The 16112-nt window shown below is 63.5% G+C and carries 17 protein-coding genes; 3 read left to right on the top strand and 14 right to left on the bottom strand.

Features of this window, described 5'->3' with window-relative positions:
* Nucleotides 1–173: 173 nt before the first annotated feature.
* The 8 genes from EOA49_RS23425 to EOA49_RS23390 form a co-directional block, all read right to left on the bottom strand.
* A complete protein-coding gene (locus EOA49_RS23425; protein ID WP_164747006.1) occupies nucleotides 174–644 on the bottom strand; it encodes a class I SAM-dependent methyltransferase in 471 nt (156 codons plus the stop codon).
* A gap of 18 nt (nucleotides 645–662) precedes the next feature.
* A protein-coding gene (locus EOA49_RS23420; RefSeq protein WP_127241960.1) for an IS3 family transposase occupies nucleotides 663–1852 on the bottom strand; the annotation gives its coding sequence in 2 pieces (ribosomal slippage) (nucleotides 663–1603 and nucleotides 1603–1852; 1191 coding nt in all).
* Nucleotides 1853–2000: 148 nt separating this feature from the next.
* Nucleotides 2001–4466, bottom strand: coding sequence for a hypothetical protein (locus tag EOA49_RS23415; protein WP_127241959.1), 2466 nt, complete (start codon nucleotides 4464–4466; stop codon nucleotides 2001–2003).
* On the bottom strand, nucleotides 4463–5065 hold the full coding sequence (locus EOA49_RS23410; protein WP_127241958.1) for a hypothetical protein: 603 nt from the start codon (nucleotides 5063–5065) through the stop codon (nucleotides 4463–4465). Before EOA49_RS23410 ends, EOA49_RS23415 begins: the two co-directional genes overlap by 4 nt.
* Before the next feature lie 210 nt (nucleotides 5066–5275).
* Entirely contained in the window at nucleotides 5276–5965 is a 690-nt protein-coding gene (locus tag EOA49_RS23405; protein WP_066999317.1) for an outer membrane protein, read from the bottom strand.
* A gap of 207 nt (nucleotides 5966–6172) precedes the next feature.
* Nucleotides 6173–7162, bottom strand: coding sequence for a Coat protein (locus tag EOA49_RS23400; RefSeq protein ID WP_127240775.1), 990 nt, complete (start codon nucleotides 7160–7162; stop codon nucleotides 6173–6175).
* Between the two features lie 32 nt (nucleotides 7163–7194).
* Entirely contained in the window at nucleotides 7195–8103 is a 909-nt protein-coding gene (locus EOA49_RS23395) for a hypothetical protein (RefSeq protein ID WP_127240776.1), read from the bottom strand.
* A 232-nt stretch (nucleotides 8104–8335) separates the two neighbouring features.
* Nucleotides 8336–8908, bottom strand: coding sequence for a hypothetical protein (locus EOA49_RS23390; protein WP_095824473.1), 573 nt, complete (start codon nucleotides 8906–8908; stop codon nucleotides 8336–8338).
* Nucleotides 8909–9058: 150 nt separating this feature from the next.
* On the opposite strand from EOA49_RS23390, the gene EOA49_RS23385 reads away from it, so the two are divergent.
* The 3 genes from EOA49_RS23385 to EOA49_RS23375 all read left to right on the top strand — a co-directional run bounded on the left by EOA49_RS23385 (nucleotide 9059) and on the right by EOA49_RS23375 (nucleotide 10174).
* Complete coding sequence (locus tag EOA49_RS23385) at nucleotides 9059–9247, top strand: type II toxin-antitoxin system HicA family toxin (RefSeq protein ID WP_095824474.1); 189 nt, start codon at nucleotides 9059–9061, stop codon at nucleotides 9245–9247.
* A gap of 4 nt (nucleotides 9248–9251) precedes the next feature.
* On the top strand, nucleotides 9252–9653 hold the full coding sequence (locus tag EOA49_RS23380) for a type II toxin-antitoxin system HicB family antitoxin (protein WP_095824475.1): 402 nt from the start codon (nucleotides 9252–9254) through the stop codon (nucleotides 9651–9653).
* A gap of 203 nt (nucleotides 9654–9856) precedes the next feature.
* Nucleotides 9857–10174 (top strand): YMGG-like glycine zipper-containing protein, encoded by a 318-nt coding sequence (locus EOA49_RS23375; protein WP_066999331.1) that lies wholly within the window; start codon nucleotides 9857–9859, stop codon nucleotides 10172–10174.
* 129 nt (nucleotides 10175–10303) lie between these two features.
* Here EOA49_RS23375 and EOA49_RS23370 read toward each other — a convergent pair whose 3' ends face one another.
* The 6 genes from EOA49_RS23370 to EOA49_RS23345 form a co-directional block, all read right to left on the bottom strand.
* Entirely contained in the window at nucleotides 10304–10567 is a 264-nt protein-coding gene (locus EOA49_RS23370) for a hypothetical protein (protein WP_127240777.1), read from the bottom strand.
* Between the two features lie 265 nt (nucleotides 10568–10832).
* Complete coding sequence (locus EOA49_RS23365) at nucleotides 10833–11441, bottom strand: T6SS immunity protein Tdi1 domain-containing protein (RefSeq protein WP_095824477.1); 609 nt, start codon at nucleotides 11439–11441, stop codon at nucleotides 10833–10835.
* A gap of 195 nt (nucleotides 11442–11636) precedes the next feature.
* Nucleotides 11637–13283 (bottom strand): hypothetical protein, encoded by a 1647-nt coding sequence (locus EOA49_RS23360; protein ID WP_127243374.1) that lies wholly within the window; start codon nucleotides 13281–13283, stop codon nucleotides 11637–11639.
* A 118-nt stretch (nucleotides 13284–13401) separates the two neighbouring features.
* The gene (locus EOA49_RS23355; protein ID WP_127240779.1) at nucleotides 13402–14085 is read right to left on the bottom strand and encodes a hypothetical protein; all 684 of its coding nucleotides are present in this window, start codon (nucleotides 14083–14085) and stop codon (nucleotides 13402–13404) included.
* A 346-nt stretch (nucleotides 14086–14431) separates the two neighbouring features.
* Nucleotides 14432–14755 (bottom strand): hypothetical protein, encoded by a 324-nt coding sequence (locus tag EOA49_RS23350; RefSeq protein WP_095824478.1) that lies wholly within the window; start codon nucleotides 14753–14755, stop codon nucleotides 14432–14434.
* A partial coding sequence (locus EOA49_RS23345; RefSeq protein WP_127243373.1) for a portal protein occupies nucleotides 14752–16112 on the bottom strand: 1361 nt, incomplete at its 5' end. The genes EOA49_RS23350 and EOA49_RS23345, both read right to left, overlap by 4 nt.

The raw sequence follows: 16112 nt of genomic DNA, 5'->3' as shown, positions 1-16112 counted from the left end.
GTGTGCGGCGGAGAGCTTGGCCTGAGCGTTTGGGTGCCGCAACTGAAAGCAGCCTCCAAAGCGATCTATCGGACGGTCTTTTGTTCTGCTGTTGGCTGATGTCGTGTCGCTTCAGGCGCCCGGGCGAGCTGTGACTGGATTTGTCGCCAGATAGATTGTGTGATGCCGACCGTCTAATGGTTCGAAAATGTCAGTTTCGATAACTTAACCGACGAAAACATGCTTTTCAGTTTCTCAACGTCACCTTCACGGGCGGCGTGACTGTATATTGGCTCAAACACGATCACGTTGGAGATACCGGCAGCATACTCTAACACCTTAGAGAGGCTGTGACTGCCCATAATCCGCATGATAAATACAATGTCGACGGTCGGGTCCGGCAAAAATTGCTCAATTAGTGACAATGGCTGCGTCTCGATGTCGTGCACGTAGAAATCCAGATTCGATGCGGAATGCATCGATTTCAACTTCTGACAGACGTTAATACTTCTCCAGTCTATATCGATACCAACACCCCATCGGAGTGCCCCGGTTAGGGAGAACAGAAAGCCACCGAGGCTACACCCGATGTCCAAAACGGTCTTTCCTTCGAAATCAATTGGAAGCGAACTCAGTCGGCGAAAAGTATCGCGAAGTCCAGGCAATGACGTTGCCCCCAGTTTCTATCCAGTTTTGAGTTCGTTTCCGGCCTGGGTTGTGCCCTGCTGGGCGGGTGAAGCGACAGTCGCTGGCGCGGAGCCTTTGGCATAGCGCAGCGCGAGCGACCGTCGCGGATTGAAGGTGATGGCGAACTCGGCCGGTGTCTGCCAGGCGATTTGGGAGTGCGGCCGCGCGGTGTTGTAGTCGGCGCGCCACAGGGCGATGGCTACGCGCGCCTGAGCCAGCGAGGTAAACAGTGTCTCGTTGAGCAGTTCATCGCGCAGTCGGCCGTTGAAGCTCTCGATGAAGCCATTCTGCATCGGCTTGCCGGGCGCAATGTAATGCCATTCGACGCGGTTCTGATCCGCCCAGGCGAGGATGGCGTTGGAGGTGAACTCGCTGCCATTGTCGCTGACGATCATCCGCGGCCGGCCGCGCTCGGTGATGAGCCGGTCCAGTTCGCGGGCAACTCGCATGCCCGAGAGAGACGTATCAACGATGAGTGCCAGGCACTCTCTCGTGCAGTCGTCGACGACGGCCAGGATGCGGAAGCGGCGCCCGTCGGTGAGCTGGTCCGATACGAAGTCGAGCGACCAGCGCTCGTCGGGCCTCAGCGGCACCAGCATCGGCGCCCTGGTCCCGATCGCCCGCTTGCGGCCGCCACGTCGGCGAACGGCGAGCTTCTCCTCCCGATAGAGCCGGAACAGCTTCTTGTGGTTCACGACCAGGCCCTCCCGCCTCAGCATCACGAGGAGACGCCGGTAGCCGAACCGGCGACGCTCCTGCGCGATCGCCTTCATCCGCTCGCGAATCTCGCGGTCGTCCGGCCTGCTAGTCTCGTAGCGAACCGTCATGCGGCAACAGCCGATGGCTTTACACGCCCGCCGTTCGCTCATCCCGAAGCCTTCCTTCAGGTAAGCGACAGCTTTCCGCTTGGCCGCGGGCGTCACCATTTCTTTCCCACGAGATCCTTCAATGCGGCATTGTCGAGCATGGCGTCGGCCAGAAGCCGCTTCAGCCGCGTGTTCTCGTCCTCCAGCGCCTTCAGTCGCCGAGCCTCGGAGACATCCATCCCGCCAAAGCGGGCCTTCCAGTTGTAGATCGAAGCATCGCTGACGCCGTGCTTCCGACACAGGTCGGCGACCGAGACCCCGGCCTCATGCTCCTTCAAAATTCCGATGATCTGCTCTTCAAAGAAGCGGCTGCGCTTCATGTCCTGGTCCTCTCGACTGTCACTTGCAAGGTCGGCAATTGGCGAAACCAAAGACGCCAGCTGATCTCCCCCCTTGCGGGGGAGATGGCCGGCAGGCCAGAGGGGGGTGCGCGGGAACTCGGCGTTGCTATTGCGGCAGCAACATCGCTTACGGCTCCGCCTCAAACACGGGCGTAAGCGCCCGGATCGTGCAGGGCGTCGGGTTGACGTGGCGGATTTTCACCCTGCCCTGCCCTTCCCAGCTGTCGTCGATCGGCACCTCGACATTGCCGGTGTAGAGCTTCGCCTTGCCGTCGGGCGCGACGACCGAGGGCATGCGCACGGCCTCCCAGCGGCCGCGGATGCAGGACTGCACCTCAAGTCCCGTTGTGTCGGTCTTGAGCAGCGACAGGATCGCCTTCGCCACCTTCTTGCGCCGACCGATGATCGAGCCGTCCTGGCCGCCGACATCGAGCTCCAGCGTGTCGGCTTCCGATTGAAACGGAAGCCCGACTTGCCATTTCGCGGCGCTGGCGCCGGAGGGCAGCGTCACCTGACCGGAGGCGACGATGAGGCCGCGAAAGACCTTGCCGTCGCCCAGCACGTCGACTCTCTGGCCGTTGAGATGGCCGAGGCCGGAGACGACGTTGACCGGCGCCCCTGAGTAGGTCAGCCCGCAGTCGACCTGGAAAGCGTCGGCGAGCTCTCCGTATTCGAAGGGCGCCTGCATCACCTCGATGTAGCGTTTCGTCAGACCGCCGATGGTGCGCTTGACGAACAGCCAGATGTCGTCGACGCCGTTTTGACCCGGCGTCACCACCGCGCTTTCGACCACCGCCCAATCGGAGCCCGAGAAGGTCCCGCCGAGGCGATGGCGGTGCATGCCGCGGACTTCCTGGCTCGGCTGGTGCGTGTAGCCCGCCAGCTCACCATTATCGAGGGGGAACCACAGGATCGGGTCGGGGTCGGTCTGGTAGGCGAGCTCGACCACGCCCTGCTTCGGAATGTGCTCGGATATCTGGCCGATGTCTTCGGACTGATATCGGCTGGTCTGCACCTGCGTCAGCTCGGCGATCGCCCGGCGCGAACGCGTGACATAGAGGAAAGATTGCCCGGCATCGACCGGTCGGATGCGGGCGCAGCCGAAAGTGCGCGAGCGACGGTTCTTGAAGGAGGACGGCGTCAGCGCCTCGTCGATGCCAGAGCCCGACAGGGCGCGGATGCCGCCGGAGGTGCCGATCAGCAGCGCGCCGTCGGAATCGGCGATCCACAATATGTCGTTGGCCTGGCCGCCGCCGGCCTGGACGAATTCCAGCGCGTCGTCGTCCTTCTGGCCGAGCGCGAAATTGTCGAAGTCGCCGGTGGCCGATGCATAGACGGAAAAGCGCCGGCTGAAGGCCAGGCGCTCCTCATAGAGCGAACCGGACTCGACATATTTGCCCGGCACGAAGGTCCCGAGCCGCCAGCGGGTGATCGGGTTGGTGTTCGGCAGGGCATGGCCGTAGATTACGATCTTCACCACGGTGGTGCTGGTGCGGCTGGTGATCTTGGCCCAGCGCCATACGCCGTCGGAGCCGAGCAGCCGGATGGCGCGGCCGACATCGGTGGCCTGGAACCCGGCGCCGCCGTTGATGCCGGCCGTGCCGGATGCGGTGAGATCGAACGGCGTCTGGTCGGAAGCCGCGACATGAAAGGCAAGCTCCGCGGCGATCGAATTGGTCGCATCGTCGCCGCCGCCGCCGCTGAACACCAGCTGATGGTATTCGAAGGCGGACTTGTTGGGGAAATCGTAGAAGCGCGTCTCGCCATTACCCCAGCCGAGCTCGCCGGTACGGGTATCGAGCGTGGTCCAGGAAACGCCGTCATTCGATCCCTGGACCTCCCAAGCGGTGAAGAAGTCGTAAGCCTGGGTCGCCTTGCTCGAGGCGGTCAGCCAGTAGGCGTCAACGACCCGTTGCGCGCCGCCGGCGGTGCGGTAGCGGATTAAGCCGTCGCCGCCGCCAGACAAGATGAGATGCTGGGTCTTGTCACGGTCGAACATCTTGAAGTCGTCGGCGCTTGCCGCGGTAGCGGAGACGGTGCCGGCTGGCGTCGTGTTCGAGGTCATCTTGGGCGTCAGGTGGCCGGTGTCGGAAGGCGCCAGCGTCGTGGCGGTATCGTTGATGTCGTCATAGGGACCGTCGAGGAACTCGAAGTCCTCGAGCGTCCACGCGGTGTGCGCGGTGCGGGTCAGCACCTTGGGCGGATAGTCGCGATGGGTGATCCACATCTGGTCGGCCGACTGCACATAGGCAAGCTCGAAGAGGTCGGCCTCCAGATAGGGCGAGGCGATCTCGACCGTGCCGACCCGCGCGCCATAGGCATAGACGCGGATATAGAGGTCGCCGAATTCCAGGCAGTAGGCCTGGTCGGAGGAAAAGATGAATGGAATGCCGCGCGTCTTCTTGGCCGAGTTCTTCACCTCGGCGACGAAATAGGTGCCGCCGCGGGCGCGGATGCCGCCATGCGGCAAGGTGACGAAATTCTCGCATTGGGCGAGCGCCGCCCGGTAGAGGTCAAGGGAAGCGCGGGAATGGAGCCTGGGCGAGATCTCGCCGCGGGTGAAGACGTCTTGGACCGGATAGAGCGCTGTCATTTACGAAAGCTCCTCAAATCGCCGCGCTGGGTTGCCCAGCCGCCGGTGTAGAGCCGGCCGCCGCGCTGGATGGCGTTGGCCGAAAAGGCGGCGTCGAGGGCGCGATCATAGGCGGCGCGGGCAATGTCGATCATGCCCGCCTTATGGGTCAGCGGATGCGCGACCTTGATGGCCAAAGCCGCCACCAGCACTTCGGTGAACAGCGCGTCCCAGTCGTTCGGATCGGTGAGGTTGGCGATGTAGCGGATCGTCAGCGGTCCCGGCTGGTCGGAATAGACCAGCCCCGCCTCCTGGCGCCAGGAAATCGGCACGCCGCCCGGCTCGCCGGTGTCGGTCAGCGGCAGCGGGCGGATGCAGTCGGCCGGCAGCTCGTAGGCATAGTTCAGCGTGCAGTCGCCGCTTCCTGAATCCGAGCCCGGCACCAAGGCCGAAAGGATGGCGAACACCCAGGCGTGTTTCGCCAGCTCGCCCTCGCGGGTGAGGTCGAAATGCAGGTTGAGCAGGCGGGCCGCCTTGACGTCCTGGTCAAGGCTGTCGATCGGCGCCTCGTCAAGGACTGCCAAAGCCATGTTGGCGATGTCGAGCGGGGTGATGGCCATGGGTCAGCGCCTCGTCCGGCTTGGTCGAGCAAAAGTCATGGGAACTCCGGGCATGAAAAAAGCCGCGACTGGCGGCTTGGATTGCGTGCGGAATGTCAGCGTGTCGGCGCTTTACGGCGTCCTGCCCGGGCGGAGCCAGGAACGCTGACGCCTCAGGCGCCAGCGAATTCCCCTACCTTTGCGGCAGCTCGGCCGAAGCCAGTCAGGACCCTAGAAATGATAGTTGATACCGATGCGGACGGTGTCGAAGTCGATGCGGTCAGTCGACGGATCCGGCGGATTGCTGGTCGAGAAGGACGGCCGGCCAAGGTCGACATGCAAATATTCGGCCTTGAACGAAACCTGCTGATTCATCGCCCATTCTACGCCGGCGCCAGCGGTCCAGCCCCAACGTGTGTCGCTGAAATCGCAAGTCGGACTAGCACCGCATGCGCCGAGATCGGCCGATCCCTTCACGTGACCGACTGCAAGGCCACCGGTGGCGTAGGGAAGAAAATTCTCGAAGGCATAGCCGACGCGAGCGCGGCCGGTGCCGAACCAGTCGACCTTGGCCGTGCACCCTTGGCCTGGGACGCCGCACGGGGGCACGAAGGGAATCTCTAGTACGCTGCCGTTCATATCGGCGTAGCTGATATCGGCTTCCGCACCGAAAACAAACTGACCCTGCTGCCAGTTGTAGCCGGCAGTCAACCCGCCAACAAAGCCGTTGGAATCGAAGTCGACCGAGCTACCAGAGTAGTGATAGCTGTCGGACTTCCAGCCGTAGCCGGCGACGCCGCCGAGATAGGCACCCGACCAGTTGATGCTTTCCGCCGGAGCGCCCGCCACCGCATCGGCGGCCATTGCGGACCCGGTCAACAAAGCCAGCAAACCGGCAAACAAGAAGGAAAGTGAGCGCATCGAAACCCCAAAGTGAAACCCGACTCCCAACCTATCAGCGGCCACCGAGCGTTGATGTGTTTTTTGCGCAACACAACCGAATTTTTGCAGTCAGAGGTTGCTGTCGGCACATCGGTAATCGTTCGAGAACTATCGTTGCTGTGAGCGCTGACCAAGCGGAGCCAGCTTGGCGGAGCATTGCCTCCCCGCCAAGCGGTCGAAAGGTCGTTACGCCTCCGTCGTCTTCAGCGCGATGAAGCTCATGTTCTTCACGCTGGAGGCGGTGCGGTCCCAGTTCGCCGCCAGGGCCAGCTCGGCGTCGGTGGCGAACTCGCCGGCGGTCGAGGCGTCGAGAAAGCGCGTGCCCGGGACATGCGCCACGAAATGCCGGCGACCCACCATTTCAGTGACGCCGCCGCCATGACCCTGGCGCGGCTTGCGATCGAACTCTAGCGGACCGCCTTCAGAGTTCACCGGCAGCTCGTTCCACAGGATCGCCTTGTCCTTGAACATGAACGCCGTGTAGACGCCGGCCGCGACCGGGATGTCGTCGTCGACCACGCAGCGCAGGCCCATGTAATAGGGGATCAGCGGCCTGCCCTGCTCGGAGGACGGCACATAGTCGATGAGGTCGGCGAGCTTGAGGGCCTTCATCTGCTTGGAATGCATCCAGATGGTGCGGAACTTATCGGCGCGGTCGCCCATGAGGTACGCCGCCTCGATGATGTCGGTGTCGACGATCGAGGCGCCGGTGGTGCGCACCAAGTCGCCGCCGTCATTGGCGACGTTGTCGGCGAGCACGCCCTTCAGGATGCCGAGCAGGGTCAGCTTGTTGGCGCGCTGCCAGTATTCGGTCTGGCGGCGCACGATCAGCTTCTGCGGGTCGTCGCCGGCAAGGATTGCGGTCAGGTCCGGAACGCCCCAGGCCTGGGCTCGCACGTTGCGGGCGGCGACCTCGCGGCGCGAGCCGATCTTCTTCATCTCGATCGAGTCGGCCGGATCGTCATTGACCGGCTCCGACGGATCGTTGCCGAGATCCTTCCAGCCGGGCATGTCGACGGAGCGGCCGCCCATCGAGAGTTTCGAGGAAATGGCCGGGTCGGAGAACAGGATCCCGGCCTGGTAGATTTCGAGCGACTGGACGTGCTCCTCGAACGAGTATTGGGCATAGACGGACGGAACGATCGCGTCCGCGATGCGGGTATAGGCGTCTGCCATTCTTTCTTTCCTTCAGGTTTGATGAGGCGGTTTCAGAGAGGGTTGCTGGGCATCCAGAGGTCCGGATTTTCGCCCGCGTCCCGGGCCAGCCGCCGGGCGCGTTGAGGGTCGATTTTGACAAGGGCGGAGATCGCCGAAATGTTGCGCTCGCCGGCGGCATTGCGCCGGAAGGGATTTTGCCCCCTGGGCGCTCCGTCGGCGTCGATCGTGTCTTCGCGGAACATCGCCTCGCCGATGGCGTGGAAGGCCCGGGCGATCTGCGGATCGGTCAGCGCGCCGTCGGGCAGAAGGATGCCCTTCTGCTTGTAGGCGCTGACCAGCCCCAGCTTCTTCATCGCCCGGTTGGCGACCTCCAGCTTCTGGCGGAAGCCGTCGCTGTCGGTCGGTCCCCAGTCACGCACCAGCTCGTCGTGGGTGGCTTCGACCGAGCGGGAAAGTGCTGCCTGCTGGGCAGCGGCCTGCTCGGCCATGTAGCCGACGAAGCGGTCGTGATAGGCCTGCGCGATCCTCGGGCTGGCGCCCGCTTCGACCGCCCAGGCCTTCGAGGCATTGGCGAGTTCGTCCGAATAGGCGAAGTTTTCCGGCAGGTTGTCGGGCCGCCGGTATTCGACCTTCTCGGCCGAGGTCAGCGGACGCATCGCGTCCGGCAGTCTGGAATGGAACCTGTCCCATTCCTCCTTCGGCGCGTCCTTTGCCGGAACGCGCAGGCTTTCGCCCTGCTGGCGCTCCAGTTCCGCATAGGATGTGAAAACCCGATCGAGGCTTTCGGCCTTGTTCCAGCCCTTGGCTTCAGCGAGCTTGCGGTTGCCTTCGGAAAGACCGTCAAAAAACCAACTTCTGCCGACCGCCGGGGCGGACCCGTTGTCCCCGTGGGCCGGAGGCGTCGCCAGGTTGCCCGCCGGCCGCGAAGCCACGGACCCGGCCTCTGCCAGATCTGTCATGAGTTAAATTCCTTTGTTCAGAGTTCCAGAAGGGAGCGCCGGCGCTGAAGCTGCCAATCTTCCCACAGGTGGGGGAGATGGCCGGCAGGCCAGAGGGGGGCGCGAAGGAACGCGACGTCGCGTTTGTTTGCATGAATTCAGATACGGTCAACGGCAAGGTCGGCGGGACAGCGCCCCTCTCTGCCCTACCGGGCATCTCCCCCACGAGGGGGGAGATCAGCAGTTCGTGCGCCTACGCGTTATCCCCCCAGTTCTCCCACAGCAGCGTGATCGTCCCCGTCACCGCGATCGTGCCGTCGGCGTCGATGTCGGTGCCGGTGGCAAACGCCAGGTTGAGATAGAGGTCGACCGGCGTCGTTGTCCCGTCGAGCGTCGCGGCGGCGGCGATGTCGGCGGTGGAGGCCGTGGAGACCGCGGTGCCCACGCCGTCCAGCGTGCGGGCGGTGGATGCCAGCACATTGACCATGGTGCCGGAAAGCGTGGCGCTGGACGCGGCCGCTGAGCCCAGCGACCAGGTCAAAGCCGCATTGTCGTTGATGGTCGAGGCGCGGGCAGTGAGCACCGCAAACTGCAGCCTCGCCGTGCCGCCCTTGATGCGCACCTTGCCGTCGGCGAAGTCGAAGATCTTCTGGCTCGCATAGGCCAGCGCATCGGCGACCGGCACCTGCAAGCCGGCGAAGCTGAAGACGGTGCGGTAAGCTCCGCCCTGCCCGCTGGTCGCGGCCTTCAGGCCGAGCTTCGGCGGCGCAAGGCCGGCCTCGCGGGCGACGGCGCGCGCAAGGGTGCGGGGTAGTCCTCGGGTCATCTCATTTCTCCATTCTTGGGGGTGAGGCGTGGTCCGCGCAGCGGACGGAAAGCCAATTGCTTGGCTTTCCGAACACGGAGGGCGAACGCCGATTGGGCATCCTGCGCAGACTCTGGACGCACTCTTGAATTGTGTGTATCAATACACAACATGAAGAGTGCCGACGTCATCGATAGATTACAGGCTGACGGCTGGTTCGAGGTGGCTCGCAAGGGCAGTCACGCCCAGTTCAAGCACCGCACCAAACCGGGCCGCGTGACGGTGCCGCACCCCAAGCGCGACATTCCGGTCAGCACATTGAAATCCATCGAGAAACAGTCTGGCCTGAAGCTGAGGTAGAAATATGCGACACTATATCGGCCTGATCCACAAGGACGCCGACAGCGATTTCGGCGTCTCGTTCCCTGATTTCCCCGGCGTGATCACGGCTGGAACAAGCCTCGACGAGGCCCGCATGCTGGCCGAGGAGGCGCTTGCCTTCCATGTCGATGGCCTTGTCGAGGATGGCCAGGCCATTCCCGAGCCGTCATCCCTCGAGGATGTGATGATCGATAAGGACAATCGCACGGGTGTCGCCATCCTAGTCACGCTCAAGACCGAGGAGGCTAGGGTGGTGCGTGTCAATGTTACGATTCCCGAGGATGTGCTCAGCGAAATCGACCGCTATGCCGAGCGCCACGGCTACAGCCGCTCCGGGTTTTTGACCGCCGCGGCCAAGCAGGCGATGCGGAACGAAGCCGCGTAGCAGCCTCGCAATCTGATTCAGAGAGCGTCGCTATCTTACTGTTGGCCATTAACATTTCCGGTTTGGAAACCATGAACTTCAACAGCCGGGAAACCGTGACTCACTTCGTGAGCGGGTGCCGCCGCCGTTCCGCCGCAATGCGACCGCAGTTCAGCTTCGTTCGCCCCTGTCGTCAGTCCCGGGGCTTCAGAGGAGTTCTAGAGATGATCATCAAGAAGGCTATTCTGGCGGTGCTCATGACCGCGGCGCTTGCCGGATGCGAGACGCAGACCGAGGGTCAGCAGCGGGCCACCACCGGCGCGTTGATCGGCGGCGCCGGCGGCGCGCTGGTCGGCCAGGCGATCGGCGGCAACACCAAGAGCACCGTCATCGGTGCGGCGAGCGGCGCGCTGCTCGGCGCCGTCGTCGGCTCGGCCACGACGCCGCAGCGCCGCGGCGAGCAGCTCTGCCGCTACCAGGACCGCTACGGCCGCATCTACACCGCGCCCTGCGACGACCGGTACTACAACGGCGATTATTGATCGCGTCGGCTTTACCTTCTCCCCGTTTCACGGGGAGAAGGTGCCCCAAAGGGCGGGGCAGCGCCGGCGCCTGAGATGCTGGCGCTATCGAGCGCTGAAACGGCGAAGCGAAGGCGAATCTAAGGGCCATCAGCTCGCAGGCTGGCTTTGCCTGCGGCGGCCGCGAACAAAATCCACAATCAGCCAGATCAACTGAGCAACCATATAGACGGAGCTGTGGGACCAATCCGGCGCCCCGTTAGCCGAGTAGCCGTAAGCGGACGCGACCACGGCGAGTGCCCCGCAAATGATATGCACCAGCAATAGGCGCAGCACGCCACCGTTCCAACTCTTTGTAACCCATAGCAATAATCGGCTCAGCAAAAACGTCGGAACGAGCGCCCCGAGCAGCATCGCGGCAGACCCTGCACCCATATAATCCCCCTTTGTCCAAGTGCGGATAGCTTCGAAAGTTCTAAGAGGCCAGCGAATACCTTTCTTCTGCCTATTCAGATTTTACGCCCTTTAGCAACTCTCGCTTGCATTCAGTCACCGTACCTGCATTTTTAGTTGTACGCAACCTCACGGTTTGTGGGTGAACATGATTATGTGTGATCTATCACGGTCTGCTGGTGGGTTGCGCTTGGTGCCTCGTGCATGCCACCCCCGGGGTTCAAGCCTACACGCGCACTGGTGTTCCGGGCGGCAGTCCCTTCACCTTGGCGATGATTTGGCCCATGATGTGCCAATAGACATCCAAGTCCGACAACTCGAAATTGTCGATCGTGTCCTCACCTCCTAGAAACAGCGGTTTCTTGTAACCTACGCATTGTTGGTAATTCGGTTCGGCCCCACCGCTCTCACGCCATGCTGCGTATCCGTCGGGGACCAAGGCGGCACCGTCCTCCTCCACGAGCTCGACGTCGTGGAAAGTCTTGATATTGGACGGTATCTGCAAAGCTTCCGCCGTATGCGGTTCGAACATCAAAACGCCTGGCTCGCCCTGCTCAAGCCTTCCGGTGTCGACCGCAAAGGCCGAGCCTTGCCAGTCATAGCCAAAGCAAGTTATTCGACCGGAGAATTCGGGGAAGCCCAACAATACTCTTGCGTTCCATCGCGCGACGTCCTGCGCCCGCATTATTCGATACAAGCCATGACGGAACGTCGCGCCGCCGAAGGTCGCGAGCAACTCATTCAGCCCGGCCACCTTTGTTTCCAGCGAAGAATTACCAGAATCCGCCGGGACCCTGCTATCTACCTCGAAGTTTTTTTGGAATATCTCGAACATCACGATCTCCAATAGTTACCTTGTTGATTTTAGTTCCCTTTGGCAGATTCTTAATCAAGTTATTGATTTGAGACCCGAGACTTGTGTTAACGCTGGCGTCAAGCAGAGCCATATTGTCGATTGTATCTGAACCTCCAAGCTGCAAATCGACTCGGTGGTCCACATGGCTGCCGGCAAGAACCTCGTTGCCAGCGGCTATAAACCTCCTCGCGCCGATCCAAACAGCCGCACAGCACGGCTAACCACAGTGTCGGCTTCGGTCAATATCTTAACTTTGAGATCCGCCGCAGCCCGTTGCGCGGCATCCCACTCAGGCATGTAGTAGAGATGGAGATCGTGGCCGGCAGTAGATTCATCGACGCCGGCGATAGTACCTCCGGCCTCGACCTCTGGAGGCGCTGTGATGCTCTCGGAAGCTGAAGGAGCCGGGGCCTCCAGCGCTGCATTGGACGGGACCTCGGTTTGGCCACCAGTGAGCCTTGCCACGACCCGGCTGCCGACAGCACTAATCCCCTCGGCGAGCGCATTTCCACCGGCACCCAAAATCGCGCCGGAGCCCATTTCCCGCACGATGTCCCGCCCGTTGAGCGCGGCGTCGACGCCACTGAGCATGGCGCCGTCGGCGGCTGCGGTCGCGCTTCGCGCGAACAGGCCCGGCACGCCCTTGAGAGCCTCAGCTCCGAATCTTCCGGTGAAGGTAAGGCCGGCGCTCTGAAGACCATGGCCGGTGACGAAAGCGCCGAGCAGGTTTGCGCCTATGGCAGCCGATCCGGCACGGTCCTCGGCGTCTTCGGTTTCGGCTTGCTCGGCCGCCAGCAGCTCGTCATAGCTCTTGTCGGAGAAAAGCCAGTTCATCCCGGCAGCGAACTTGTCGGCCTGTTCGAAAGTTGCGCCGTTGGCCATCAGCCTGACGACGTCGTTCGTGGCGGCGAACGGCTTTTGCCACCATGGGCCGGCGTCGAACCGCGCGCGTGCCGGATGAGCAGCCATGTTGATCAGATCGGACTGGAGGTTCTTTGCCTGGGCTTCCAGTTCCGCCGGCGTGATCTTCGGATCATCCGCCGCGTTTTGGCGGAGGCGAGCCAGAGCGGATTGGAAAACCTGTCCGGCCAATGCGACGCGCGCCTCGGGGTCGCGCACCGCCTTCAGAATGTCGCTCAGTTCGATGTTGCGCTGCTGCAGCGGCACGCTGTCATCGACATATCTGGCGCCAAGGCTGTCCGAGAATTCCTGCGGAACGGCCAATACTGTGCTGAAACCCAGATGCTGCTGGGCAGCCCTGGCCCAGTTGACGGCCGCCTGAAATTCCTCAGGCGTCTTGACCTTGCTCCAGTCCGGAGCGTCGCCGCGAAACAATTGACTGACGTAAGCGACAGGATCGGCTTCGCGGGCGGCCATGATCAGCTGGGCGGCGCCGGCCTTTATCTCGTAGCGTTTGCGCTGTTCCGGCGAACCGCTTGGTCCAGGTTCGGAATCGCGAAGCTCTGCATGGATCGCCTGGTTCGGCGCCGCATGCATGTCGGAGTAGGCTTTGGCGACACCGGCTTTGATCCGGAATTGTTCGAAACGTTCTGGCCCCAGGTCGGCGCCGTAGACCTTGACGAAGTCCTGCTCGGTCGGCTCTTCCTCGGGGTATCTGCCGGTGATGGCGATGACCGCCGGGGCGTTCTGCTCGGCAAGCATGACCCTCGCATTCGCTCTGACCATCTGAGCCGCGGTGGCGTTGTTCGCCTGAGCCTTCAGCGCGCCGATGTCGCCCGGCTTCAGGTAGGTGACGGCGTCGAGAGGAATGGTTGCTGGGTCATTCCGCGACGGCCGTTCGCCGAACGCCTGTGCGACCATTTCATCCGGCGTTTTTTGGCTGTTTCCTTCCGTTGTTTCGTTCCGAGCACCGCCAGCAAGCTGCGAACGCACCGTCTCGCCCATGCCGTCACTCGCGACCTTCCCCGCGCTGAGCATCTCAGCGGCGCGGGTCTTGCGCGATGAGCGCCTGCATCCGCTGCTTCGCCGTGCTGGCGCGCCAGGCGGCTTCGGCCTGCAGCCTGATCTGCGGATCGAGATCCATCTTAGCGATGAGATCGAGGCCGCGCTGGCGCGAGGCATCGAAAGCGGCGGTATCGTTCGGGTCGCTCCGCGCGATGTTGTTGAGCTCGGCGGAGTGAACCTCCGCCGCCTGATCCTGCTCATATTGCTTGCGGCGCTGATTTTGCTGCAGCGCCATTCGGTGGGAGCCCGCCTCGCGCAGCGCTTCCTTGCGGCTGGCAATGCTGGCGCGCAGCTCGGGCGGCACCTGTTTCAGGAAATTGCCGAACAGCGTATCGAACAGGCCGGTCTTCACCACCTGGCCGGTGTACGGATCGACCTGGCCATACATGGCTTCGTGCAGGCCGGCGCCGTCGGCGGGCGCATTGGCCACCGCATCGGCCTCGGCCTTGGCGAGTTCGCCGTTCAGCCGGCGCGCGGCGATCTCGGTGTCGAAGGCCTGCTGTTGCGCCTTGCGCTGCTCGTAGCGCTCGGCGGCGGCCTGCCATCGGTCGCCGAATTGCTGCATCGCTTCGCCCACAGGCGAAGAGCCCGGATATTGCACCGCGTTGCCGGTATCGAGCCGGCGCTCGCCTACAAAAAGAGGGATGATGTGGACCATTGGCTGTTTCCTGCCCGGCGGTTTTGAAGGGAGTGCGCGCGGCGACGGGCCGCCAGGGACGGCGGCCGGTTCGGCGGTGCGGGTGGTGAGTTTCGGGTGGAGCTCGGATGGCGGAGGGATCGCGACGTGGTTCGTGCGACTGGGCTGGCGTTGACGCGACCGCGGCGTGGCAGATCACGGCACGGCCGGTGGGGCACGCCCCCCTCGGTCCTGCCGGACATCTCCCCCGCAAGGAGGGAGATTGGCTGCATGCATGCTTTCGCCAATCACCAACGCTGCAGAATTGGCGGTGGGAGCGAAGCTGCTGATCTCCCCCCTCGTGGGGGAGATTGGCAGTTTCAGCGCCTCATCTCTCCTCGGCCCGCGCCGCCTTTTCGAGTGCGGCGAGCTCGCCATCTTCCAGCGTCAGAAAACCCATGATGTGCTGCACCACTTCGGCGCGCGCGTTGCTCAGCGCGCTGTGCAGCTCGAAGCCTTCGGGCGTTTTGGTGCGCGCCAGCCAGTCGCCGTAGGACGGGCGGCGGTAATAGCCGGTGGTGGCGGTGAGGTCGGCGAGCACCATCTCGCCGTCCTCGCCGGAAAAGGCGCGGCGATAGGCTTTGGTCAGGGCCTCGCGCGCGGCCAAGGGGCCGCCGGCGTCGGATGGGCGGGCAAAGCGTTTGCGGCTCATGCGCCACCATTGGCGGCGCCGGCAGGCATCGCGCCTTGAGCAGCGGCAGGAGCACCAGCCGCGCCACCGGCAGCCGCGCCGCCTTGGCCGCCCTGCATCATCGCCTGCAGGCTGTCGAGCAGGCCGCTGTCGCGCGCTTGCACTGCCGCCGGAACGGCGTCCTTCGCCACCTTGCCGGCGGTGGCGATCGCGGCCATGCCGGCCTGCGCTTGTTGCGCTTGCGCCCTGGCTCCACGCAGGCCCTCGACCTCGTCCTTGCGTCGAAAGATGCGCTGCGGGCTGCGGCCGGCGCTCTGCACGACGCGGAGCGCCTCGTCGCCGTCGATATTGTCCATAATGCCGGGATCGAACTGCGCCATCTGCATGGCGGTCGTCACCACCTGAATGGTGTCGCGGGCTTCGGCCGAGCGGCGCAGCACGTCGAGCGGGCCGGTGAAGGTCGGCCGCACCGTCTTGCCGGCAAGACTCTCCGGCGGCGCGAAGCGGCTGTCCTCGTCATAGAGGCCCTTGTCTTCCAGGATCGAAAGCTCGCGGTCGAGATTTGCGGCAAAGCCGGCCTGGATGATCGAACCCGACGGCCCGAGCAGCGCGCCCTTCTCTTCCTGGCGGATCAGCGCCTCGGTGGCGGTCATCTGCGGGTTCTGCACCAGCGTCTGGAACAGGTTGACGAACATCATGTCGCGGATTTCCTCCGCGCGGCTCGCCGCATAGTCGAAGGCATAGCTTGGGTTCTGGCCGGTCGCGATCGGCTGGATCAGCGGTCGTCCATTGTCGTCGATCAGGCCCGGATAATTTTCGCCGGGATTGAGCACCGGCACATAGTCGAGCCTGGCCTTGGACGCCGTCGGCGGATCGGTGATCTGCTGCAGAGCGCGAAGCCCGGAGCGGCGCACCGCGTTTTCCTCGCGCACCGTGGTCAGCGCCTCGATGGCCGGCGAGATGCCGTAGGCGTCGCCCTCGTAGCGGCGCCAGTTGAAGGTCGAGACCGGGAAGGTGCGGAAGCCCGACTCGCGCACGATCTCCTCCTCGTCCTCGATCACGTGGTAGGAGGCAAACGCCGCGTCGAGATATTGGTAGGAGCCGCCGGAGCGATACATGCGCCGCTCGTCGCGCGGCTGAACGCACTGGATCAGCGAGACCTTCTCCTCGCATTTGGCGGGGTCGTCGACCAGAGCCTTGATGCGCGCGGGCAGTTTCTCGTAGCCGAGCAGCTGCGCCGCCTGGCGCGCCGTGCGCTCGTAGCGGCGATGAAAGGTGTCGACCTGGCCCCAGCGGTTTCGGCTGAGATAACCCTCGACCACGGGAATGGAGGCATAGCGGATCAGCGTGCCGCCGAAGGCTTCCTCCGCATAGAGAT

This window comes from Mesorhizobium sp. M1A.F.Ca.IN.020.04.1.1 (assembly GCF_003997315.1).
In the GTDB taxonomy this organism is placed as follows: domain Bacteria; phylum Pseudomonadota; class Alphaproteobacteria; order Rhizobiales; family Rhizobiaceae; genus Mesorhizobium.
Note: the sequence above shows the minus strand (reverse complement) of the source record. Positions and strands in the feature narration are given on the sequence as shown.